Raw genomic sequence first — 23,663 nt, forward strand, 5'->3', positions numbered from 1 at the left:
CAATGCTGACAACCCAAAATTTATCTTTTCGCTATCAGGACGATACCGTTCTGCACGATTTAACTTTTGATTTTGGGGCGTACCCGGTAACGGGAATAGTCGGCGCAAACGGCTGTGGGAAATCCACGCTGTTTATGAACCTCAACGGTGTTTTGCGCCCGAAGAATGGCGCAGTTTTGTGGCAGGGCAAAGCGATAAATTACAGCAAAACCGGGTTGATTGAGCACCGCCAGCGCGTCACCACCGTGTTTCAGGACCCGGAACAACAAATCTTTTATACCGATATCGACAGCGATATCGCCTTTAGCTTGCGCAACCTTGGCGTGAATGAAATCGAAATCGCCCGCCGTGTCGAACACGCGATTCAACTGGTAGATGCGCAATCTTTCCGCCACAAACCGATTCAATATTTAAGTCACGGGCAGAAGAAACGCGTGGCGATTGCCGGATCGCTGGTGATGGAAGCCGACTATTTATTGCTTGATGAACCGACCGCCGGACTTGACCCATCGGGCCGTCAACAGATGATTGAAATCATCGCCCGCATTGCTGCGCAGGGTAAGCACGTCGTCATCTCAAGCCATGATATTGATCTGATTTATGAAGTTTGCAACGCCGTGTATGTGATGAAAGGCGGCAGAATCGTCGCGCAAGGTGAACCCGGCGAAGTCTTTAGTCAGGCGCCGATGCTGCAAGATGCCGGGCTTGTGCAGCCATGGCTGGTCAAACTGCACAGCGAACTCGGTTTCCCGTTGTGCAAAACCGAAACTCAATTGTTTAACGCCTTGCGCGTTTCAAAGGAAGCAGGATGAGCCTTTCAATCATGGTTCAGGGCACCGCCTCTGATGTAGGGAAAAGCATGTTGGTGGCTGGGCTGTGCCGGATTTTCGCCCAGGATGGACACCGTACCGCGCCGTTTAAATCGCAGAATATGGCGCTCAATTCGGGCATCACGCCGGATGGTAAAGAGATGGGCAGGGCGCAGATTTTCCAGGCTGAAGCGGCTGGAATTACCCCTGATGTGCGCATGAACCCCGTGCTACTCAAACCAACCAGTGACTGCAAAGCGCAGGTGGTGTTGATGGGTAAAGTCGCCACCAATATGGATGCTGTGGCCTACCACAACTACAAACCGCAATTGAAAGCGCAAATCCGCGAGGTCTACCAAAGCCTTGCGTCAGAACATGATGTGATGGTGCTTGAAGGGGCGGGTAGCCCGGCTGAAATCAACTTACGCGACCGCGATATCGTCAATATGGGCATGGCAGAACTGGCGCAATGCCCGGTGATTCTTGTTGCAGATATTGACCGTGGCGGCGTGTTCGCTGCTATTTACGGCACCATAGCGCTACTGCTGGAACATGAAAAGTGGCGCGTAAAAGGCGTCATTATTAACAAGTTCCGTGGCGACGTGGCGCTGCTCTACTCCGGCATCGAACAAATCGAAGCGTTAACCGGCGTGCCAGTTTTGGGCGTGATGCCGTGGCTGAATGTCGATCTCGAAGATGAAGACAGCGTTGTTTTGCAGCGTGGGAAATACGACGAAGTCACCCCGAAAGAGTTGGATATTGCAGTTTTAAAACTGCCGTACATGTCGAACTTCACCGATTTTAATGCGTTGGCGGCACAGCCTGATGTGCGCCTGCGTTATGTAGCCAAACCTGATGAACTGCAAAACAGTGACCTGGTGATTGTGCCGGGCAGTAAAAATACCCTCGGCGACCTGCTCTGGCTGCGTGAAAACGGCCTCGAGCAGGCGCTGCTAACACACCATAGCAATGACGGCGCGGTGCTGGGGATTTGCGGCGGCTATCAGATGCTCGGGCAGCATATTTACGACGAAGTGGAATCCGGGCTTGGCGAGATGGCCGGTATTGGTTTGCTGGATGTGGTGACACGCTTTGCCAGTGTTAAAACCACGACCCGCGTCGCCGGAAAGGTTCAGGCGCAACTGCCCGGCGTTTTTGCAGCAAGCTCAGGTTCAGCACTGCAAGGTTATGAAATCCATATGGGCGAAACGCAGCGCGGAGAAAATACCGCACCGTTTGCTACCTTCACCGAATGTAATACTCAGCCTTATCATAATGTTGATGGTGCTATCAGCGAAGATGGTCGCGTGCTGGGCACTTACCTGCATGGCCTGTTTGATAGCGGTGAGTTTACTCGCAGTTTGTTGGATAGCTTGCGTCTGCGCAAAGGGCTGAATGCCTGGGAAGGCGAGGTGTTCGACTATCAAAATCATAAAGATCAGCAGTTCAATATCCTGGCTGACGCGATGCGTGAGAACATTGATATCTCACGTATTTATCAGATTATGGAAGAGCATCAGGAACAACCAATATGAAATTAGTCACGGGCGGCGCTCGTAGCGGTAAAAGCCGTCATGCCGAACAACTGGCCGCAAATTTTGAACGTGTGTTGTATATCGCTACGTCGAAAATTTTCGACAGTGAAATGGAGCGGCGTATTGCGCACCATCGCGACAGCCGCCCGGCGCATTGGCAAACCGTTGAGCAGTATCGCGAGTTAAACACCGTTATTAATGAGCACAACAATGCCCGCGAAGCTGTGTTACTGGAATGCATCACCACGCTGATTACCAACGTCATGTATGACGCGGCGGGCGATAAGCCAGAAGAAGATTGGGATTTTGACTCGATGGAACAGGTGGTGAATCAGCAAATCGACATTTTGCTGGCGGCCTGCGAATCAAGCCCGGCGGAAGTGATTCTGGTGACCAATGAAGTAGGGATGGGCATTGTGCCGGAAAACCGCCTGGCGCGGCATTTCCGTGATATTGCCGGGCGCGTAAACCAGCGCCTGGCGCAGCGTGCCGATGAGGTGTGGCTGGTTATTTCAGGGATTGGGGTAAAAATTAAATGATCTTCCGTTTGTTCTTCGCCACTTTGCAGTTTATGAGCCGCATTCCGGTGCGCGCACGCTGGACTGATGGTATCGAAACACACCAGTATGTGCGCGGTATCGTGACCTTTCCATTTGTTGGCCTGGTGCTGGGTGCTTTGGCAGGGGCTGTGTTTACGCTGTTGCAGCCGTGGGCTGGCTTACCTTTAGCGGCCATGGGTTATGTGCTGGCACTCGCATTATTGACCGGTGGTTTCCATCTTGATGGCCTGGCTGACACGTGCGATGGCATTTTCTCGGCGCGTACTCGTGACCGCATGCTGGAAATCATGCGCGATAGCCGTCTTGGTACTCACGGTGGGCTGGCGCTGATCTTTGTGATTGTGACCAAAGTGCTGGTGGTCAGCGAACTGGCGCTGCGTGGCAATAATATGCTGATGGTGCTGGCAGCGGCTTCCATTGCCGGGCGCAGTGCTTGTGTACTGCTGATGTACAACCACAAGTATGCGCGTGAGAAAGGGCTGGGTAATCTGTTTATCGGCAAAGTGACGGGCACACAGGCGCTGCTGACGCTGATTGGCGGTGCGGTGCTGTGTACGGTTCTGTTGCCTGCTTCCGGTCTGCTGGCGCTGGCTATCACAATACTGGCGATGTATCTCCTCGGTCTGATGTTGAAGCGCACGCTCGGCGGGCAAACCGGCGACACGCTGGGGGCGGCGATTGAATTGGGCGAAGTGGTTTTCCTGCTCGCGCTGCTGCGCTGATTGTCGGATGGCGCTGTGCTGAACTGTTTTTTATAACGTTTCTGAGAATAAAAAAATGCAAACTTTAAATTCATTATTGGCAATGATTTCCCCGCTTGATTGCGATGCAATGGCTCGTGCACAGCAGCACATTGATGGCCTGTTAAAACCTTTCGGCAGCCTTGGGCGTCTGGAAGCATTAGCGGTGCAGCTGGCAGGAATGCCAGGCATGAAAAACGGCCTGAACACTAAACGCAAATCAATCTTCGTGATGTGTGCTGACCACGGTGTGTACGCAGAAGGCGTGGCAATCTCCCCGCAAATTGTGACCGCGATTCAGGCGATGAACATGACACGCCACAACACAGGCGTGTGTGTACTGGGCGCGACTGTCGGTGCGGATATTCATGTGGTCGATGTCGGTATCGACAGCGATGCTCTGCCTGGTGTGTTGGATATGAAAGTGGCACGTGGCAGTGGCAACATCGCGAAGGGCGCGGCGATGAGCCGTGAGCAGGCTGAAAACCTTCTGCTGGCAAGCATGCAACTCACTATGCAAAAAGCCGCTGAGGGCGTCACGCTGTTTGGCGTGGGTGAACTAGGTATGGCGAACACCACACCTGCGGCTGCGATGGTCAGCGTGTTAACCGACAGCTCACCGGACGACGTTGTTGGCATGGGCGCTAACTTCCCAAGCGACCAGATGCATCACAAAATTTCCGTAGTGCGTAAAGCGATTGAAACCAACCAGCCCGATGCAGCTGATGGTATTGATGTGTTGGCCAAAGTGGGTGGTTTCGACCTGGTGGGTATGACGGGTGTGATGTTGGGTGCAGCGGCTGCTGGCCTGCCGGTCGTTCTTGATGGTTTCCTGTCTTATGCCTCAGCACTCGCCGCTTGCCAGATTGCGCCAGGCGTGCGTGATTATTTAATCCCGTCGCATTTGTCTGCGGAAAAAGGTGCGGTGATCGCGATGAACAAGTTAGGGCTGGAGCCGTATTTGCAGATGGGTATGCGTTTAGGTGAAGGCAGCGGTGCGGCATTGGCAATGCATCTGGTGGATGCGGCGTGCGCAATGCACAACAATATGGGATCGCTGGCAGACAGCAATATTGTGTTGCCAGGGTGATCTTCTTGGATCACTAATCTGAATTTACCGGGATCGTGATAATTCCGTTCACTTACCTTTCAGTACAATTTATGCCGGGAACAAGGTCAAAAACCAAACCGGTTTTTGACCTTGTTCCCGGTAAGAAGATGTCTTGCAGTTCGGACGCTCAAGCTTAACTATTTTTAAGTTAAATTATCACTAAATAACTTTATTTATCACTAAATTTAGTTATGATAATTATCACGGATCGACATAAGGAAACCAAAGTGCCGAATGTTGAATGGAGTAAGACGGCAATGAAACAGCTTCTCCGCATAGATAGCCGCTACCGTGAAGCGATATATGCCCGGATAAGTGAGCTAGAAGAATTTCCTGATGTGCAGCTAGATTTAAAGAAGCTGCACGGCAGTAAAGGGAAAGAATATCGGGTAAGGGTGGGTGTTTATCGGGTGCTGTTTACGGTAATAGATGGAAATCCAACCATAATCCAGATTGAAGAGGTAATGCGCAGACAATCAAATACATACTAAGTGGAGGCGAGGCAACCCGCTTCAACAAGTGAGAAATCTCGACTTTTCTCCAATATTTGCGAGACCCGTGAGAATGAAAAAAATACAATTCTTGACCGATGAAAATGGTGCACGTCAATCTGCTGTGATACCTATTGACCTGTTTAATAAACTGGTAGAAGCCGCAGACCTGGATGATTTTTACGAATCGGTTCCCTATGCTCCTGGCCCTAACGACGATGAGACAATCCCACATGAAGTTGTAGGCTACCAAATGAGAAAAGGCGCGACTTTACATGCCGCCTGGCGCATGTATCGTGGTCTATCTCAAGAGGCTGTGGCGGAAGTGCTCGGCATCTCTCAAGCGGGTGTAGCAAACATGGAGAAACGTGCTAAACCTCAGCGTTCCACATTAGAAAAACTCGCTGAATTGTATAGATGTCGCGTTACCCAGCTAATTGATGACTGATAAAAAATCTGGGCCAATGGAGTGTCTCCTGGATTGGTCGGGGAAAGGGATAACTACAACAAACTATCTCAATTTTTATCCTTATTGAGATAGTTTGTGAAAGAGATGAGAGCTTACTTCACCTTCACCAGCGTCCGCCCCTGAACCGCATTATTCATAATGTCATCGGCAAATTTAGGCGCTTGCTCCATGCTAATCTCGGTCGTTGCCGTCTCATAGAAACTCTCCGGCAACAATTCGGCCAGACGCTCCCACGCGGCAACTCGGCGCTCAATCGGCGCACTAACCGAATCAACACCTTGCAGGCGTACGTTACGCAGAATGAATGGCATCACTGTCGTTGGCAGTGAGAACCCACCCGCAAGGCCGCAAGCCGCGACACAACCGGAGTAGTTCATCTGTGCCAGCAGTTTGGCGAGTACATTTCCACCCACGGTATCAACCGCACCAGCCCATACTTGTTTTTCCAGTGGGCGAGTTTCAGCAAATTCACTGCGTGGCAGAATGCGGCTGGCACCTAACTGGCGTAGGTAGTCGTGAGTGGATTCACGGCCAGAAACAGCTACAACCTGGTAATCCAACGCATGCAGCAGAGCGATTGCGGTGCTGCCCACGCCGCCGCTGGCACCGGTCACAACCACTTCGCCGCTTTCTGGTGTAATACCTGCATCTTCCAGTGCCATCACGCACAACATAGCAGTAAAGCCTGCTGTGCCAACGATCATCGCTTTACGTGCGCTAAGGCCGGCAGGTAGTGGAACAAGCCATTCGGATTTCACACGTGCTTGTTCGGCAAGGCCACCCCAATGGTTTTCACCCACACCCCAGCCGGTCAACACCACTTCCTGACCTGCGCTGAAATTAGCATCATCACTACTCGCCACGCGCCCTGCGAAATCAATCCCCGGTACCATCGGGAAGTTACGGATGATTTTGCCTTTGCCGGTGATCGCCAGCGCATCTTTATAGTTCAGGCTTGACCACTCAACATCAACCAGCACATTTCCCAGATCGATTGCCGGCGCAGAGATTTGTTTTACCTCGGCCTGAGTCTGACCTTCAACTTGTTCAAGTACGACTGCTTTCATGGTGGATCCTCATTCGTTGGGCCGGGTATTCCAGCCTAATTGTTTCTGATGCCCAACACGGTATACCCGAAGCAGCTGAGAATAAAGAATACCAACAATATTCCTGTGTAAATGGCTGCTTTTTAGCAGGTTATAAGATTTTCATATTTTAACTTTTGACCCTACCACTCGTATGTTTGAAACAAAAGTTTCCACCAGTTGTGACAAAAGTTTCACATATGCCCATTGGGCTGTTTCAGCCCCTTCTGAGGAGATAAGCATGCGCGTCATTCGACTTACAACCGCTGTAGCCCTGGTACTGGCAAGTGCGCATGCAGCCGCACTGGATAAGTTAAAACTGCAGCTCGACTGGATGCCAAATGGCGGTGATAAAGCATTCGTTTTTGTCGGTGTTCAAGAAGGTTTTTACGCAGCAGAAGGGCTGGATGTCACCATTTTACCTGGCCGTGGCAGCAGCGACACGCTGACGAAAATTGCTTCAGGTGCAGCTGATGTGGGCACTGGCGGCATTGCTTCTTTAATGATGGCGCAAGCTGAAGGTGGCATTCCAGTGAAAGCCATCATGAGCATTTACTCAAAACAGCCTGATGCGATTTACTCGTGGCAGGGAAGCGGCGTGACCGATATGAAAAGCCTGAAAGGCAAAACGCTTGGTATCCCGACGTTCTCTGCCTCTAATGCGTTGCTTCCCATCATGCTGGAAAACAATGGTGTTGATCCCGATAGCGTAAAACAGATCAAAGCTGACCCAGGCACGCTGGTGCCAATGCTGGCACAGGGGCGTGTTGATGGCGTGGTGGTGTGGTCAACTAATCGCCCGAGCATTGAAGCGACGCTGACTCAGGTCGGTAAAAAACCGCTTGAACTGGCCTGGACCGATTACGGCCTTGATGGCTACGGCCTGTCGTTCTTTGCCTCCGATAAGCTCATCAAAGAAAAGCCGGATGTTGTAGCGCGTTTCGTCCGAGCTTCCAAAAAGTCTATCGAATTTAGCCTGGCGCACCCGGACAAAGCCGCCGCTGACCAAAAAGCGATGGTGCCTGAAGCCGATGTCGTGATGCTGGAAGCTGATTTCAACGTTACAAAACCGCTGATTAACAATGAAATTAGCCAGCGCGAAGGCCTGGGCCAATTCGACCCGACGCTTCTGAAGCACACGTGGGAATGGGTTGCGAAATCAATGAAATATCCGACCGATAAAGTAAACCCGGAAACCCTGGTTGACCGTAGTTTTCTCGCTAAATAAGGGAATATCATGCAGCCTGTTATAGAGCTTAGTCATGTTAATCAGACATTTATATCTGCTGATGGCACCAGGGTTACTGCACTTGATGAGGTGAATCTGACGCTGCGTCGCCATGAATTCGTCTCATTTATTGGCCCATCAGGCTGCGGGAAATCGACCATTTTGCGTTTGATTGCCGGGCTGATCAAACCAAGCAGCGGTGTGATTTCTGTTTATGGCAACCCGGTGACCGAACCGCGAGATGAAATGGGGTTTGTGTTTCAGAAACCGACGTTGCTGCCATGGCTCACGGTGCTCGATAACATCACTTTCCCGATGAAACACAAGTATGGCCGCGTGGATGCTAAAGATATCGCGCGTGGGCATGAATTGCTGGAAATGACAGGGCTGACGCAGTTTGCCAATAAGCGCCCGGCGGAACTTTCAGGCGGTATGCAGCAGCGTGTTTCCATTGCTCGCTCTTTGCTGCATGACCCGGATATTTTGCTGATGGACGAACCGTTTTCCGCTCTTGATTCGCTGACACGCGATGAAATGAGTTTTGAGTTGATGCGTATCTGGAATGAACGCCCAAAAACAGTGCTGTTTGTTACCCACTCAATTCAGGAGGCGTTGCTACTTTCTGACCGCATCGTGGTGATGAGCGCGCGCCCTGGGCGGGTGAGTGAAATTATTGATGTCCCGCTGGCACGCCCAAGAGATGAGGAAACACTCAATCACCCGCTATTCCATGAGTTAACCGCAGATATCCGCCACAAAGTGTTTAGTCGCCGCAAGGAGCCTGCATGAAAGCGTTTCTGGAAAAGTACATTGCGCTGCTGGCGCTGGTGGTGGCGGTTTTGCTGTGGGAAGGGGCGTGTAAATTATTCGCCATCCCGGTGTTTATTCTACCTTCGCCATCGGCCATTTTCGCTTCAGTAAGCACGTTGGATGCCGGGCGCTGGGCGACTCATATCCTTGCAACATTAAGCGTGGCGTTAAGTGGTTTCCTGTTGGCGATTGTGATTGCGCTGCCGCTGGCCATTGCGATTGTCAGCTCTAAATTGCTCGCCCGCCTGGTGCTGCCATGGTTGATTGTGATTCAGTCAACGCCGGTTGTGGCAATTGCGCCAATTATTGTCGTAACACTGGGTTCTGGCATGTTGCCGCGGGTGGTGATCACCACATTGATCTCTTTCTTCCCGCTGGTGATTTCCACGGCGACCGGCATGAATTCTGTGCCGTCTGAATTGCTTGAACTGTCTAAAACATTACGTGCACCACGCAACCGCGAATATTGGCAGATTCGTATGCCGTATGCAGTGCCGTATATCTTCAGTGCACTAAAAGTGGCGATTACGCTGTCGATTATCGGCGCGGTGGTTGCGGAGTTTGTCGCAGCCGATCAAGGCCTGGGTTACTTGATTTTATTCAGCACCTCATCGTTCAAAATCCCATTGGCTTTCGCCAGCTTGTTCTTGCTGGTGGTGTGCAGCCTGACGTTGTACGGGCTGGTGAGCTGGATGCAAAAACGGTTGTTCCCGTGGAGCTTCGATACAAAATAAGGAAGGAAACACATGTCTTTAAAACGTGGGCCTGCGCCAAATAAAGAGCAAATTTTACGCCACTTGCGCCGCTCAAATGAGGTGGCACAGAGGGCGATTGCACTTGGGCATCATCCTTTTGGTGCGCTGTTAGTCGCACCGGATAACGAAACAGTATTGCTTGAGCAGTGCAATATCGACACGGTTAATCACGCGGAATCAACCCTTGCGCGAATTGCGGCGACTAACTACACCGCCGAATATTTATGGCAATGCACGCTCTTTACCGCCGTCGAACCTTGCTGCATGTGCGCGGGTACGGCGTACTGGGCAAATATTGGGCGAGTCGTTTTTGGCATGTATGAGAGTCAACTATTGGAAGCGACCGGCAACCATGAAGAAAACCCGACCATGAGTGTGTCGTCGAAATACGTTTTTGAGCATTGCCAGAAACCAGTGGAGTTAATTGGCCCGGTGGAAGAAATTATCGAAGAGACAAGGGCGATGCAAAAGGCGTTTTGGACGGGGCGGTAGAGGGTTGAATGTCGGGTGAACGTTAGCCTCACCCGACATGACAACGGTTAACCCTGCAATTGCAACGTGGTTAAACAGGTCTGGCTCTCTTTGTGCGTCGCAATTGGCGCAGTGGCCGTTTTCCCCTGGTAACTTACTTCAATCGTGCCTTCCATATCACGTGGCAACCAGACGCCAACAAAGCCATTCGCGTGACTGGTCATCTTTTTCTGCATCAATATCTTGCCGCTTTTGTCCGTCACTTTCACATCAAATGGCGTATTTGCAAGCTCGCCACGGCAGCCAGAAAGACTGTGGTTAAAGCACGGATGGGTTTGCGTCACGTAAGGTGCGAAAGACAAATAGAACTTATCGCCGAGCGGATAGCTGAACTGCTGCGTGCCGTCAGACAACTTCAGTTCGGTGCTGGTGATACCTGCGTTATACGGCAATGGTCGAGCCTGGGTTGAACCGTCGATCGCTTCCACCATTTGCTCGGTGGTTTTACCCGACAGACCGTGTGCTGCGAGAAACTCTGCATCTGATTGCGCAGCAATTGCCGTGCCACTGATGCTCAGTGCCAGCAAAGCGAAAAGCAGTTTTTGTTTCATCTATAATTCCTGTCTAAAGAGAGAGTTGAGTTGTGCTCGACTCTAGACCTTCCCCTAAGGGGAGGGTCAAAAGGATATGCAATTCTTTACAGAATGTATGGGTATTTTGGGCGTTTATGGGTAAAAGGCGATGTCGAAGCGACGGGAAGTAACCCGCGCTTCGAGATTGAATGGTGGGTAGGGATTTTTCAATTTAGGTCTTTTCAGGTGCTATAGCGCAAAAGCGTGTATCCAGCTTATCCGTGTTTAAGTTTGAGGGAATTGTATGAAGTGAAGTGTTTTTCTGGCGACTAACATAAATGTTTCCATAAACCTAAGAAAGCCTACTTGGGTAACTCTGAGCAGGCTTTTGTATTTGGCATACCCTGACGGCCTATTATGCGCCAGAAGTGGACATTGCTTACGTAAAATTTCTGCCTGCTTACAAACAAATAAACCTTTATATTGCTGTGTGTTTATTTGCGCCGAGCAAATAATTGGTTGTTTTTCGCACAAGCGCAACGCTGTCTTATGTATATCAAATAAATGAATCGACATTGCTTAATCAATATAAAACCAAAGTGTTTTTTAACCTTTTGATTTTAATCAGTTAAAATATTAGTGAAATGATTGCATTAACAATAACCCTGGAGCATATATAAATAGCACAATAACTAAATTATAATTCTTAAACATCCGGTTGATATACGAGGTCAGAATGCGATTAATTGTCATGCTGTTAAGCTTTGCGCTCACCACACAGGTCTGGGCGGGCGAATTTGCCAGACCTGCCGGTAAAGTCCTTTTAACGCTGTCTGGTAATATCGAAAATACAAATGAAGCTGGTAAAGCCGTTTTTGATATCGCCAGCCTTGAGAAACTGGGTATGGTCAGCTTTCAGACCACTTCTCCCTGGTATGATGGCCGCACTACTTTTACGGGTATTCCACTACAAAAGCTTATGGATTATGTCGGGGCGAAAGGTTCTGTTGTTAAGGTCACTGCGCTCAATGACTACACCACAGAAATCCCCCTCAGTGATTTTAAGAAATACAACGTTATCCTTGCTTTAAAAATCAATGGAGAATATATGCGTATCCGTGATAAAGGCCCGTTGTTTGTTGTTTACCCCTATGACAGCATCCCTGAGCTGAATAATCAGATTTATTATTCAAGGTCAGCCTGGCAGGTCAGCAGAATGAATATTGAGTAATGGGTCAGAACACCAACATGAACAGAATTCTGGCTGGCATCATTTGTTTCCTTTTTATATCTACTGCGTATATCTCTTTCCTTGTGCATGAAAGGCAACAAGAGTTACAGAAACTGACTCACTACGCCGCTTCGTGGTCTGCTGCACAGATGGTATCAGAGTATTACCGGTTCGAATCGTTGCTTGGTCTTTACACTATTGATGAGACGATGACGCTGGATGATGTGCGCATGCGTCTCGACATTATGCTCAGCCAGAGTGATTTAATGAAAGAAGGTGATCTGAGGAATTACATAGAAAGTAATAAAGCCCATCATGCACTGGCTCTACAGCTTGAAAAGACACTTGAGTATCTGGATATTAATCTTGAGAAAATGAACCGCTCAGAACTCCAGGCATACCTGAAAAAAATGCAGACTCTTGATGCACAAATGAGTCGTCTGTCCTCCGGCGCTTTAGACAAAGATATCAACACGATCAATGACGCCAACCTCAAAATTAAAACCCTGTACTATATTTACTCAGCGACGTCTGTATTGCTGATAATAATGAGTGCGATACTGGGTCTACTGATATTTTATCAAAACAGAAATATTCTGAAGGCACATCTTCAGGTAAAGAGTCTTGCTGAAGCACTGCAGGAATCTAAAGAAAAACTGCAAGTCCAGAATGCAAGACTGGAGTATGACGTCTACCATGACTCTCTCACAGAGATGAATAACCGCCATTTTTTCTGGGGGAATTTAAATGAAACCATCGAAAACGCAGTCAAAAACAATAATTCTGTGAATGTGATGTTGTTTGATTTAGACCGATTCAAGGAGGTCAATGATACGTATGGTCATGATGTCGGTGATATATTATTACGCCAGATATCACATCGTCTAATTTCGATGGGCCTGGCTTCCGATACGCTTTATCGTTTAGGCGGAGATGAGTTTGCGTTTCTCTCGAGTGGCCTGACGGAGAGCAGTGCCGTTTTACAAGCCCAAAATATATGCAATATTATCAGCCAGCCCTACACTATTTATAATACGATTATCAATATAACTACCAGTGTCGGTATTGTCATCTCAGACACTGAACGCCGCTCCGACTATCTCTATAAATTTGCCGATCTGGCCCTTTATGAAGCTAAAAAGGAAGGCGCTGGTAAAATAAAAGTCTTCCGGCAATGGATGTTAGATAAGTTGCAAGAAAGCCGAACCCTTGAGCATGATATGGCACTGGCGTTAGTGAATAAAGAATTCGTGGTTTACTATCAGCCTATTGTCGATTCTTTCAGCCAGGAAATTTACAGTTATGAAGCCCTTATTCGTTGGATACATCCTCAGAAGGGCCTACTGTCGCCGGACAGCTTCATTCCGGTGGCTGAAAAAACAGGAATGATTAACGAGATGGGGAAATCGGTGCTTGAAATGGCCTGCCGGGAAGCCGCTTCCTGGGTGATTCCTACTAAAATTTCAGTCAATGTCTCTCCTGTCCAGCTAAGCAGTAAAACCTTTGCCGGAATGGTGTTGTCCATTCTGAACGAAACGGGACTTCCCGCTGAGCGTCTTGAACTGGAAGTGACAGAATCCTCTCTCTTTACTGAGAGTAATACGCCGATGAATACGCTTAACAGGCTGCGGGCTCTGGGAGTGAAAATCTCCCTCGATGATTTTGGTACCGGTTATTCTTCTCTTTCGCGCCTGAGTAAGCTTGCCTTCGATAAAATCAAAATAGACAAGTCCTTTGTGAATTCTATATCCACACAGGAAGATGCCCTTAATATCATCAGGCTTATCACCGGAATGGCGAAATCCCTCAATATGAAAACCGTTGCGGAAGGTGTTGAAACACAGGAGCAACTGGAAAGCCTTCAGTTGCTGGGCTGTGATTTCATACAAGGCTATCTGTTTGGTAAACCTCAGCCTTATATAGATGGGAAAATTAGATACGGTTAAAGGGGAAATTTTCTTTCTGCCTGGTCATACACCGGAATATCTACTTCAACTCAAACGCAATTGAAAAACGACAGGAGTAGCAAACTCCTGTTGCCAGCTCTGTTTCTCAGCTTGCTGCGATGGTGGCTATGTCATCACTCATCGATTGTAACTCATTGATCAGTCTTGCCACATGGAAACCATCGCACACGGAATGATGTACCTGAACAGCGAGAGGCAACAGTACTTTTCCATCTTGTTCGTAGTATTTTCCAAGAGTAAACATGGGGGCAAAAAAGTTCTGCATGTTTGCAACGTTGATATTAAAACTGGTAAAACTTACCCAAGGAATAGCCGATACGAAAAATATATTCTCCCGAGACTCCTCCTTAGGCCAATAAGAAAGGTTATTACCATAGCGTGCAATATCTTCTGAATAAACGTCCTGGAAGTGATGAATATTGCCATCGTAGTGACTCCATAATGATGAAAAGGTCTCCGTTTCATTATGGAAAATGGTATAGCTTGGATGAATCTCATTCCATATAACAAGCTCATTATTCTTCATAGCCATACGGAACTCCGCATGACTATTTACGATTTTAGACAGGAGGAAAATAATAGTAGGGTAAAATTTCCAGCCAACTTCTCTTATATGTTTTAGCAGCGCGGTAATATCCACCAGGACAGTTTGGTTAATTGTACTTTGAGCAAATGACTGAAATACCTCAAAATGCTCCTTCCTTGCCCAACGAGACAAGTCAACAGGTGTATATTCTGGGGTTGTTTTTTTCATTTTTTTAACCTTTGATTGTAAATTATATATCAAATATTAATCTAAATTTCATGAGTTAATGAAACATATAGAATGCTAACTATTTTTGTAGAAAACACATTTTTGAGAGTAGCTCATCATTATACAGTAGGGAAGGGGTTTAAAATATTTTATATATCAGATAATAAAAGTAGATTGTTAAGTCTACTGGTTTTTTCCTGGCAATAAAATTTTGTGGAATATCTACTCCTTGCTCAAATCTGCTCTAAGATCGTTCACTGGTGGCTACGTGCCAGGAGCGGAAACTCATAAATCTTGGTAGCTATACAGATACGTCGAGTTGCTTAGTAATACGGGTTGGTCATTTAATAAAGGTAATGTTCATGCACTCACATCCTCTACGCCAGATCATTGAATCATGTGACAGAGCGATCTCTGCTAAAGATTTTGACTCTTTGATGGAGCACTATTCTGAAGATGCTGCTCTGGTAGTTAAGCCTGGTATGATCGTCAAAGGTAAAGTTAATATCCGCAAAGCTTTTGTTGCTATATCTGATTATTTTCAGGGCCAGCTTATTGTAGAACAGGGGGATATGCAGGTGATAGAAGGTGGCGGCAATGCTCTCGTTATCATGGAAACAGTACTTCGTTTCCCCGATGGGCACAGTGGAATAGTTGAAACGACACGTCGCGCAACCTATGTATTTCGGCAGGACAGTGATAGTCGCTGGCTTTGTACAATCGACAATTCTTATGGTACTTCTCTTTTGGATGTTGATACTGCCTAAAACACATTGCTTGAACTATAGCGAGTAGTAGCCTCGCTTTTAAAATGGATATTATTCATTGCATTTTTCAGGCACAACTTCCGCTCCTCGCACAGAGCGGGCCTTCAACTCGGTTAGCTCGTCCGCTATGTGCCAGAAGCGGACCAAAGAATATGTGTTAATTGTTGATAACCGAATAAGGTTCTTATCGCTACTTTCTCTCTATCTGCCTTTGAGAGCAGCGGCAGTTTGAATACCTTCACTACCGAACGATCTATAACCACACTTAACATGCGTGGCACCTCTGCCATAAGCAGTGAGGGCTCTCACAAAAATCGCTTCCTATAAGAGTAATACCCCGTTATCAGATCAATGAAAAACGTGAGCATGATCATCTGAGTTGAGCCAGATTAAGTTCGCTGAGGAGCCACGTTTTGAACACCTCCAGCGCAAAATGCATGTGCTGATGCTGCGGAAAAACCAGATAGTGTCCAATGTAATGAATTTCACTGGTGCTACTAACCAGCGGGCAAACCAGCCTGCCGCTTGCTATTTCCCGTTCTGCAAGCAGCTTTGATTCGAGTACCACCCCTAATCCGTCAACTGCTGCGGCAATTGCCATAAAACTGCGGTCAAACTGAAGCCCATATTGACGGGGCGGCTTCATGTCATTCGCCTGAAACCATCCTTTCCACTGATACAACTGCACATCGCACTGAATTAATGTGAGCGCATAAAGATCTTCCGGTTTCCGAAGGCGCTCAGCCAGCTGTGGGGAACATAGTGGCGTCAGTTCTTCAACCGCGAGAGGGATTTTCTCATAAGGTGATGGACGGGGCTCGCCGTAGACGATATCCAGGTCAAAGTCATCCTGTTCAAAACGCGCGTATTCAGTGCTGGCTGAAAGCCGCAGATCGATATGAGGATTCTCGCGTATGAAACTGCCGAGACGTGGTAACAGCCACTGATGGGCAAAACTTGGGGCTGTATGAAGGCGCAGAGGTCTGGATTCATTGGCCGTGACTAATGAAAGGCCCTGCTCCAATTCGTTAAACCCGCGTTGTATATGCTCAAGCAGTATTGACCCTTCTTTCGTTAGCGCGATTTCCCGCGTGCTGCGATGAAAAAGCCGGACCTGCAGCAAATTTTCGAGTTTGCGAATGGCATGACTAATTGCGCTGGGCGACAATTCCAGCTCAGTGGCTGCCAGCGCAAAACCACCTGTACGTCCCGCCGCTTCAAAAGCCCGCAAAAGGTTAAGAGGCGCTTTTCTTAAGAGTGTCATTCATGAATCCTTTTCAGCAGTTGCTGCATTTATTGCTTTTGTCAGTCTTACTCTGAACAGCATAACCTCATCACATACCGCAACAGGCGGGGATTCATAATGCGTTACCTCTTAAAACAGAGCCGTAACCGCTTATGAAAGATGACTTCATACGTGAATAAGCTAGCACACTGTATGGGCGTCACCTATCCGCGATCCCTGACTGTTTTGTAATCACCCTTATAAGGAGCAGCAAATGAGCATGATTGCAGATCCCGCCATCGCATCAGCTGATTCACTTAACAAAATTGCCCGGCATGCCTGGCATATACGCCGCTTTGCCCTGAGGATGGGGGAAGTGCAGGGTCAGGGATACATTGGTCAGGCGCTGGGTCTTGCCGACGTGCTGGCTGTGGCCTGGTGCCACGCCATGCGCTTTGATCCTGAAAATCCGGAATGGGAGGGACGGGACCGCTTTCTGCTCTCCCATGGCCACTATGCCATCGCCCTTTACGCAGCGCTGATTGAAGCTGGTGTCATCCCTGAAGAAGAGCTGGAAACCTACGGCTCGGATGACAGTCGGCTGCCGATGTCAGGAATGGCAACCTATACGCCAGGTATGGAAATGTCCGGTGGCTCGCTAGGTCAGGGACTTGCCATTGCCACAGGTATGGCGTTGGCGCTACGTCATAAAGGCAACTCAGCTTTTGTATACAACTCCATGTCGGACGGTGAACTTGATGAAGGTGCAACATGGGAAGCCGTCATGTCAGCGGCGCATCACCAGCTCGATAACCTGATAGCCCTGGTTGATATTAATCAGCAGCAGGCTGACGGTCCCTCACAAAAAATAATGGGTTTTGAACCTCTGGCCGATAAGTGGCTGGCGTTTGGCTGGGATGTACAGCGCGTTGATGGTAATGATATTGCAGCAGTCAAAGCGGCATTTGACCGCGCGCGTCAGCTGAAAGAGCCCAAACCGCGCGTCATTCTCCTGGATACCCTAATGGGTAAAGGCGTTCCCTTTCTGGAAGCGCGTGAAAAAAACCATTTTATCCGCGTTGATGCAGATGAGTGGCAAAAAGCAATCGCCATTCTTGATAAAGTAGAGGAGGAGCGCGCATGAGCAGCGTCGCAGAGAAGAAACCCCGTTTAACCACCTCGGCCATGATTGCTTCCATCGCAGCAGAAGGTCAGAAAACCGTGTCGGCACCCTTTGGTCATGCACTCGTCAAAGCGGCACAGGGCCGGCCTAATATCGTTGGCCTTACCGCCGATCTCTCTAAATATACTGATCTGCACATCTTCGCCCAGGCCTTTCCTGAACGCCATTTCCAGATGGGGATGGCGGAACAGCTGCTCATGGGTGCGGCGGGCGGCATGGCCAAAGAGGGCATGATCCCTTTCGCCACCACTTATGCCGTTTTCGCTACTCGTCGCGCTTACGACTTTATTCATCAGGTGATAGCAGAAGAGAACCTCAATGTGAAAATCTGCGCGGCATTGCCGGGTCTCACCACGGGTTATGGCCCCAGTCATCAGGCAACCGAAGATATCGCATTAATGCGCGGAATTCCTAATCTGACCATCCTTGATCCCTGTGATGCTCTGGATACCGAACAGGCCGTCGCCGCTGCGGCCGATCATAACGGCCCTGTGTACATGCGCCTGTTGCGTGGAAAGGTGCCGTTGGTACTGGACGAGTACGATTATCAGTTTGAACTGGGGAAAGCCAAACTCCTGCAGGACGGGCGTGACGTATTGCTTATCTCCAGCGGCATCATGACCATGCGGGCGCTGGAAACAGCAAAAGCGCTGGTGCAGGACAAGGTGGATGTCGCCGTGCTGCACGTGCCGACCATTAAGCCTCTCGATACGGCCACCATTCTTGAACAGTGCCGCCGCAGCGGACGTCTGGTAGTGGTTATTGAGAACCACAGTGTAGTTGGCGGACTGGGTGAAGCAGTAGCGACGACATTAATGCGTGCACAGGTCATGCCTGCGTTCCGTCATATCGGGCTGCCGGATGAATTCCTGGCCGCAGGTGCGCTGCCGACGCTGCACGATCGCTATGGCATTTCTACCTCATCCCTGATCAACGCCGTTAAAGGCTGGCTTGCATAAGGAGCACGACATGAAAGTTGTATTCGTCGGCATGGGCGCTATTGGAATGCCTATGGCATTAAGAATAAAGGCAGCCGGACATGACGTACAGGGCGTGGATGTGGCTGAAACGTCCCGGCAGCGCGCGCGTACTCAGGGCATAGAAGCCGTAGAGCGATATGCCCTGACAGGAAAAGCTGACGTGGTTGTGGTCATGGTTGCCACTCCTCAGCAGCTTGCGGCACTTGTGGAGGAGGCATTACCGAATGTGGCTGGTCAGCACTGGGTGATTATGTCGACCGTTGGCCCCGAAGCCATCATTGCCGCCGCCGCACAGCTGCAGCAAGCAGGCGCCAGCGTGGTTGATGCGCCGGTAACCGGCGGCACTGCGCGGGCCAGCACCGGGGATCTGGTGATTTTTGCGGCGGGTGAGGAAGTTTCGCTTAACCATGTCGCACCGGTTCTGACAGCGATGGGCAGGATGAAAACGGTAGGAAACCGGCCTGGCGACGGACAGGGAATTAAGGTGATTAACCAGCATCTTTGCGCCGTCCACATCGTAGCCGCCGCCGAAGCGCTGAACCTTGCTCATTCGCTTGGATTAGATCCAGCACAGGTTTTACCGCTTGTCGAGGGCGGCGCGGCAGGCTCCTGGATGTTGTCAGACCGAGGCCCGCGCATGCTACAGGGCACAGATGTGGAGGTTTCCAGTGCCGTAAATATCTTTGTTAAAGACAGCGGTCTGGTAGCAGACGCAGCAGCGGCATGCGAGGCAGAAGTTCCACTTTTAAACGTGGCACATGCCCGCTATGTGGCCGCAGCAAAAGCTGGCCTGGGGCAACATGATGATAGCCGGGTGATTGAAACCTGGTAGGGGCCATAAGTGTTTGCCGGGATCTTCCGGGTAAACTATCGAAACGGGGTCAACAATGAAATCTAACTCTGTACCTGATAATCATAAAAACAACCCGGTAAAAGTATCCATCGCCTCAATGATAGGCTCAGCGGTTGAAAGCTACGATTTCTTTATTTACGGTACCGCAGCCGCTGCGTGGTTTGGAAAAATCTTCTTCCATACCGAGGAACCTATTGTCGGTATCATGGCGGCCTTTGCTACCCTTGCCGTAGGCTTTCTGATGCGGCCGGTTGGCGGTTATCTTGCCGGGCATTTTGGCGATCGCTATGGCCGTAAAGCTGTACTGTTCTGGTCACTGCTGGCAATGGGGCTTGCAACGGTCCTGATCGGTGCTTTGCCGACCTATGAGCAGGTGGGTATTTTGGCACCCATTCTGCTGATTCTGCTGCGCATGATCCAGGGTATCGGATTTGGTGCTGAATGGGGCGGTGCAGTGCTGATGGCATTTGAACACGCCCCGGAGAGGAAACGGGGTTTTTATGGTGCCGTTCCGCAACTCGGTATTCCGCTTGGCCTGCTGCTGGCTAACGGCGCTTTTCTTCTCTCTGGCGCCTTGTTTGAAGGTGACTGGGTATGGCGGGTGCCGTTCCTGATTTCATTCATCATGGTGGCAATCGGCATCTTCATTCGCATGAGCGTAGCGGAATCGCCAGAGTTTGAAAAAGCAAAAGCGGAGAAGCGTATTGTTAAGCAACCGGCTCTGGAAGTCATCCGTCGTGACTGGCGAACGATTTTGAATATTGTGGGGTTACGACTGGCTGAAACCGGCGGCTACTATATTACGACAAGCTTTATGCTTTCCTATGTTGTTCTTGCAGAGATAACGGACACTCGTCACGTGTTGTGGGGAACGCTCATCGGCTCTGTGCTTGGTCTGGGCAGTCATCTCTTTTACGGCGCATTAAGTGACAAAATAGGCCGCCGCCGGGTATTTCTGATTGGCGCCCTGTTCACCATAGCATTTGGTATCCCGATGTTTATGTTGATTAATACCGGTGCTGTTGTGCTGGTGATTACGGCGATCGCATTATCACTGGTGCTGAGTCATGATCCAATTTTTGCGGTGGAATCAAGCTGGTTTGCCGAGCAGTTTCCGGCCCATATACGCTCGTCAGGTATTTCACTGGGTTATAACGGGGCATCTGTCGTTGCAGGATTACTTCCATTTATTTCTACCGGTGTATATAGCATGGTTGGCTGGATCGGGCCGGCAGTTATATTCTCTCTTCTGGGCGTGCTTTCTACCTGGTGCGCGTTACGTACGCCAGAGACGGCACCAGCCAGAATAAATAAAAAAAATAAAATAGTTTCCAGTGTTGTAAAAACACATATGGATAAAAGTTACTAAGCTTCTTCCTTGGAGAAATAGTCACATCCCTGAATGCAATATTAAGGCTTTCAGGGACGTGATGCAGTAATGGCGGTGTGCGTCCCGAAGGCAATAAAGTCAAGCGCCGAAATGCTGCGTCCCGGTCAGGATATAGTTTTTACTTCACAGGCTAAACGTCCGCTCTTCGCTGTGAGTTCAACTAATGGATGCAACACACAGCTCATAGCTGACAGAGATCAACCTGTGGCTGATAAGTACCGAAGCGGACGTTGCTAACGCCACGGTGTTTTAATTGATTAAAAGCAGGTGTAACTAATACAAAAATAGTTGCAGACGCCGTTAGGTAGGATCGGGATATAAAGAAAGTTGTTTCTATCAATCCGTCATTTTTACTTCTGATGGGCGCAATTAGACGCGCCCCTTTTTTAAGCGATTATCATTGATAATTACTTAGATGCATCCCGCAGAGCTTGCTTGATAAAGGCGACGGAGCTCTCAAGAGCCTGCACCGCTTCTGGCTGCAGCGTGGAGAAGAAATGCCAGGCGTGGAACATACCCGGCCAGACTTCCAGATTTACGCGAACCCGGTTATCACCCAGATGAGTTGCGAGCCGCATCGCGTCGCTCAGCATCAGTTCATTCTCTCCAATCTGAACCAGCACCGGCGGCAGACCTGTCACATCGGCAAACACCGGTGATGCCATTGGGTGATTAGGTAACGCATCGCCCAGGAAGGTACGTGCCAGGAAATCCAGACCGGCCTTGGTGTTCAGAGGATCAAGACCTTCCCGGTTGGTCATGGAGACGCCCGTGTGCTCAAGGTTGGCCCATGGGGAAATGGAAACACCGCCGGCTGGAAGTGGCAGGCCTTTATTACGTGCAGCTACCATAACGGTAACCACCATTGCTCCGCCCGCAGACTCGCCTGCCAGTACGATTTTGCTGGCGTCAAATCCCTGTTCAATTAACCACTCATACGCACGAACGGTATCGGTAACGGGCGTAGGGAAAGGATACTCCGGCGCCAGACGGTAATCCGGCATGTATACCCGTGCGCCCAGCATGCTGGCGTAGTTGCCACCAATACCGTGATAGCCCGACGATTCGCCGACAATGTAAGCCCCGCCGTGGATGTACATCACGATGGCATCTGTTTCAAGGTTGTCAGGAGTCACCAGCGTTCCCGGCACGCCCCCCATATCAACCTCAGTAAAGCTGACACCGGCAGGTGCGGGATTTTTAGCCAGCATCCGAGCGTAGGCGTCACGCACCTCACTCATAGGCGTTACGGTATCCTCACCCGTAAGGATTGGACCCAGACCGGCCAGACTTTCAGACCATTCTTTTACGGCTTGCTTAGTTTGTTGATTCAGCATTGTCATTCCTGTTTGCATTTGCGTTATAAGTGAACAGGAATCTATAATATATAAACATTTGGGGAATGTGCTTCCCATATTAGGGTACTTTATCGCCCGTATTGGATGAGATAAATAAAGCATGGAGATCAACAGCATTGGTGACATCGCCGCGTTCGTCGCGGCTGTAAAAGCCGGGAGTTACACCCACGCCGCGGGTTCTCTTGGGCTCACACGTTCTGCCATTGGCAAGAGTATTGTCAGGCTCGAAACGCGTATGGGGGTTCGTCTCCTTAACCGTACCACCCGGAGTCTGAGTCTCACCGATGAAGGGAGGGTCATGTTCGATCGTTGCCGACAGATACTGGATGACCTAGAAGAGGTCGATGCCGCCATGGCCATGCGCAGGGGTAAGCCAACGGGGACTCTCCGGCTGAGTGCGCCGCTTTCTTTTGGGCAGCGCCATATCCTTCCCATTCTGGATGTTTATCTGAAAAAGTGGCCGGAACTTCGTGCGGAGGTGTCCTTTAGCGACAGGTTTGTTGATCTTATTGAAGAAGGCTTTGATATTGCCATTCGCATTGGTGAACCTCGCGATGACTCACGTATTCTTACCCGTACAATTGCTTCGCAGCACATTGTCACTTGTGCATCACCCGAGTATTTATCCTCACGGGGCGTTCCAGAAACACCCGCAGACTTAACCGGGCATGACACTATCTTTCTTCTGAGTGCAGAAAAGAGACGCAGCTGGCGGTTTGCGACCCCGGAAGGCACTTTTGTTTATGAAGGGCCTGGCAGGCTTAACCTCGACAGTTCGGAAGCCATGCGGGCATCGGCTATTTCTGGATTTGGTATCGTTCACTTACCAACCTATTTGCTAGGGGAGGATTTACGTAGCGGTAAGTTAATACCGGTGCTTGAGGAGTATCCTTTCCCTCCGGAACCTATTAGGCTCATTTATCCCAGTAAACGACATTTATCACCGCGAATTCGGGCTTTTATTGACCTGCTTGTGGAAAGCTGGGAGCAAGGTTTACCTTGGGAATGAAGTATATCCAAACGCAGTTGTCCGCTGCATTTTCAGGCACAATGTCCGCTTCGCTCAATGCAGACCTGTTGTCTCTTCAATCTGCTGCGTGAAGCGGGCTGACACAATGGCTCCAACATACGAATCAGTCCACAATAAAGAGTTTTGCGCCTTTCGTAGTTCTGGACTGATGTGGCTCCGCGTTATCACCAACCTGATAGCTCATCCCCGCAGTTAAAATGAATTTACGACCATCTTCGAGCATTGTTTCTAGTTCTCCCTCCATGCAGAAAAGAACATGCCCTTTTTGGTGTAAGTATCCCTGTAATCC

General features: G+C 49.5%; 24 protein-coding genes and 1 pseudogene. 19 read left to right on the forward strand and 6 right to left on the reverse strand.

Annotated features, from left to right (window positions below; translation table 11 throughout):
- Positions 1 to 2: 2 nt before the first annotated feature.
- The 7 genes from LVQ76_RS09245 (at position 3) to LVQ76_RS09275 (ending at position 5,694) form a co-directional block, all read left to right on the forward strand.
- Entirely contained in the window at positions 3 to 812 is an 810-nt protein-coding gene (locus tag LVQ76_RS09245) for an ATP-binding cassette domain-containing protein (protein WP_232921489.1), read from the forward strand.
- Positions 809 to 2,344 (forward strand): cobyric acid synthase, encoded by a 1,536-nt coding sequence (locus LVQ76_RS09250; RefSeq protein ID WP_232921490.1) that lies wholly within the window; start codon positions 809 to 811, stop codon positions 2,342 to 2,344. Before LVQ76_RS09245 ends, LVQ76_RS09250 begins: the two co-directional genes overlap by 4 nt.
- Positions 2,341 to 2,883, forward strand: coding sequence for a bifunctional adenosylcobinamide kinase/adenosylcobinamide-phosphate guanylyltransferase (cobU, locus tag LVQ76_RS09255; RefSeq protein WP_232921491.1), 543 nt, complete (start codon positions 2,341 to 2,343; stop codon positions 2,881 to 2,883). Before LVQ76_RS09250 ends, cobU begins: the two co-directional genes overlap by 4 nt.
- Entirely contained in the window at positions 2,883 to 3,626 is a 744-nt protein-coding gene (gene cobS / locus LVQ76_RS09260; protein ID WP_193216249.1) for an adenosylcobinamide-GDP ribazoletransferase, read from the forward strand. Before cobU ends, cobS begins: the two co-directional genes overlap by 1 nt.
- Before the next feature lie 55 nt (positions 3,627 to 3,681).
- Positions 3,682 to 4,734, forward strand: a complete 1,053-nt coding sequence (cobT, locus tag LVQ76_RS09265) for a nicotinate-nucleotide--dimethylbenzimidazole phosphoribosyltransferase (protein WP_232921492.1) — start codon at positions 3,682 to 3,684, stop codon at positions 4,732 to 4,734.
- A gap of 248 nt (positions 4,735 to 4,982) precedes the next feature.
- Positions 4,983 to 5,246 (forward strand): type II toxin-antitoxin system RelE family toxin, encoded by a 264-nt coding sequence (locus LVQ76_RS09270; protein WP_232921493.1) that lies wholly within the window; start codon positions 4,983 to 4,985, stop codon positions 5,244 to 5,246.
- 73 nt (positions 5,247 to 5,319) lie between these two features.
- Positions 5,320 to 5,694, forward strand: coding sequence for a helix-turn-helix domain-containing protein (locus tag LVQ76_RS09275; protein ID WP_151994344.1), 375 nt, complete (start codon positions 5,320 to 5,322; stop codon positions 5,692 to 5,694).
- Between the two features lie 113 nt (positions 5,695 to 5,807).
- Here LVQ76_RS09275 and acuI read toward each other — a convergent pair whose 3' ends face one another.
- A complete protein-coding gene (gene acuI / locus LVQ76_RS09280; protein WP_232921494.1) occupies positions 5,808 to 6,782 on the reverse strand; it encodes an acrylyl-CoA reductase (NADPH) in 975 nt (324 codons plus the stop codon).
- 259 nt (positions 6,783 to 7,041) lie between these two features.
- Between acuI and LVQ76_RS09285 the strand changes: the two genes are divergently transcribed.
- From LVQ76_RS09285 to LVQ76_RS09300, 4 genes are read left to right on the forward strand one after another with little or no spacing between them, the layout of a single operon-like run.
- Positions 7,042 to 8,028: an ABC transporter substrate-binding protein gene (locus tag LVQ76_RS09285; protein WP_232921495.1), complete on the forward strand. Its 987-nt coding sequence runs from the start codon at positions 7,042 to 7,044 to the stop codon at positions 8,026 to 8,028.
- A gap of 9 nt (positions 8,029 to 8,037) precedes the next feature.
- A complete protein-coding gene (locus tag LVQ76_RS09290; protein ID WP_232921496.1) occupies positions 8,038 to 8,817 on the forward strand; it encodes an ABC transporter ATP-binding protein in 780 nt (259 codons plus the stop codon).
- The gene (locus tag LVQ76_RS09295; RefSeq protein WP_232921497.1) at positions 8,814 to 9,572 is read left to right on the forward strand and encodes an ABC transporter permease; all 759 of its coding nucleotides are present in this window, start codon (positions 8,814 to 8,816) and stop codon (positions 9,570 to 9,572) included. The genes LVQ76_RS09290 and LVQ76_RS09295 overlap by 4 nt, the downstream gene beginning before the upstream one ends.
- A 12-nt stretch (positions 9,573 to 9,584) precedes the next feature.
- Positions 9,585 to 10,085, forward strand: a complete 501-nt coding sequence (locus LVQ76_RS09300) for a nucleoside deaminase (protein ID WP_232921498.1) — start codon at positions 9,585 to 9,587, stop codon at positions 10,083 to 10,085.
- A gap of 47 nt (positions 10,086 to 10,132) precedes the next feature.
- Here the strand turns inward: LVQ76_RS09300 and cueP are convergent, their stop codons facing one another.
- Positions 10,133 to 10,675, reverse strand: a complete 543-nt coding sequence (gene cueP, locus LVQ76_RS09305; RefSeq protein WP_232921499.1) for a copper-binding periplasmic metallochaperone CueP — start codon at positions 10,673 to 10,675, stop codon at positions 10,133 to 10,135.
- Between the two features lie 697 nt (positions 10,676 to 11,372).
- Between cueP and LVQ76_RS09310 the strand changes: the two genes are divergently transcribed.
- On the forward strand, positions 11,373 to 11,867 hold the full coding sequence (locus LVQ76_RS09310) for a putative pterin-binding protein (RefSeq protein WP_232865288.1): 495 nt from the start codon (positions 11,373 to 11,375) through the stop codon (positions 11,865 to 11,867).
- Positions 11,868 to 11,884: 17 nt separating this feature from the next.
- Positions 11,885 to 13,813, forward strand: a complete 1,929-nt coding sequence (locus LVQ76_RS09315) for a putative bifunctional diguanylate cyclase/phosphodiesterase (RefSeq protein ID WP_232921500.1) — start codon at positions 11,885 to 11,887, stop codon at positions 13,811 to 13,813.
- Between the two features lie 106 nt (positions 13,814 to 13,919).
- On the opposite strand, the gene catA is transcribed toward LVQ76_RS09315, so the two are convergent.
- Positions 13,920 to 14,588, reverse strand: a complete 669-nt coding sequence (gene catA, locus LVQ76_RS09320) for a type A chloramphenicol O-acetyltransferase (RefSeq protein ID WP_232904268.1) — start codon at positions 14,586 to 14,588, stop codon at positions 13,920 to 13,922.
- Positions 14,589 to 14,950: 362 nt separating this feature from the next.
- Here catA and LVQ76_RS09325 point away from each other — a divergent pair, with 362 nt between their 5' ends.
- Positions 14,951 to 15,355, forward strand: coding sequence for a YybH family protein (locus tag LVQ76_RS09325; protein WP_232921501.1), 405 nt, complete (start codon positions 14,951 to 14,953; stop codon positions 15,353 to 15,355).
- A gap of 370 nt (positions 15,356 to 15,725) precedes the next feature.
- On the opposite strand, the gene LVQ76_RS09330 is transcribed toward LVQ76_RS09325, so the two are convergent.
- On the reverse strand, positions 15,726 to 16,619 hold the full coding sequence (locus LVQ76_RS09330) for a LysR substrate-binding domain-containing protein (protein ID WP_232921502.1): 894 nt from the start codon (positions 16,617 to 16,619) through the stop codon (positions 15,726 to 15,728).
- Positions 16,620 to 16,860: 241 nt separating this feature from the next.
- Between LVQ76_RS09330 and LVQ76_RS09335 the strand changes: the two genes are divergently transcribed.
- Genes LVQ76_RS09335 through LVQ76_RS09350 form a run of 4 tightly spaced genes read left to right on the forward strand, consistent with a single transcriptional unit; the run spans position 16,861 to position 20,965 of the window.
- Entirely contained in the window at positions 16,861 to 17,724 is an 864-nt protein-coding gene (locus LVQ76_RS09335; RefSeq protein ID WP_232921573.1) for a transketolase, read from the forward strand.
- Entirely contained in the window at positions 17,721 to 18,722 is a 1,002-nt protein-coding gene (locus tag LVQ76_RS09340; RefSeq protein ID WP_133522839.1) for a transketolase family protein, read from the forward strand. Before LVQ76_RS09335 ends, LVQ76_RS09340 begins: the two co-directional genes overlap by 4 nt.
- 10 nt (positions 18,723 to 18,732) lie before the next feature.
- Positions 18,733 to 19,575 carry an NAD(P)-dependent oxidoreductase gene (locus LVQ76_RS09345; RefSeq protein ID WP_133522840.1) on the forward strand — a complete coding sequence of 281 codons (843 nt, stop codon included), beginning with the start codon at positions 18,733 to 18,735 and terminating at the stop codon, positions 19,573 to 19,575.
- Between the two features lie 55 nt (positions 19,576 to 19,630).
- Positions 19,631 to 20,965 carry an MFS transporter gene (locus LVQ76_RS09350; protein ID WP_133522841.1) on the forward strand — a complete coding sequence of 445 codons (1,335 nt, stop codon included), beginning with the start codon at positions 19,631 to 19,633 and terminating at the stop codon, positions 20,963 to 20,965.
- Between the two features lie 428 nt (positions 20,966 to 21,393).
- Here the strand turns inward: LVQ76_RS09350 and LVQ76_RS09355 are convergent, their stop codons facing one another.
- Positions 21,394 to 22,323, reverse strand: a complete 930-nt coding sequence (locus LVQ76_RS09355) for an alpha/beta hydrolase (protein WP_064518707.1) — start codon at positions 22,321 to 22,323, stop codon at positions 21,394 to 21,396.
- Positions 22,324 to 22,444: 121 nt separating this feature from the next.
- Between LVQ76_RS09355 and LVQ76_RS09365 the strand changes: the two genes are divergently transcribed.
- A complete protein-coding gene (locus tag LVQ76_RS09365; protein ID WP_015697052.1) occupies positions 22,445 to 23,353 on the forward strand; it encodes a LysR family transcriptional regulator in 909 nt (302 codons plus the stop codon).
- Positions 23,354 to 23,477: 124 nt separating this feature from the next.
- Here LVQ76_RS09365 and LVQ76_RS09370 read toward each other — a convergent pair.
- Positions 23,478 to 23,639: pseudogene (locus tag LVQ76_RS09370) on the reverse strand (DHCW motif cupin fold protein); the annotation flags it as partial.
- Positions 23,640 to 23,663: the final 24 nt, after the last annotated feature.

The sequence above is a fragment of the Buttiauxella cochleicola genome (assembly GCF_021283185.1).
In the GTDB taxonomy this organism is placed as follows: domain Bacteria; phylum Pseudomonadota; class Gammaproteobacteria; order Enterobacterales; family Enterobacteriaceae; genus Buttiauxella; species Buttiauxella massiliensis.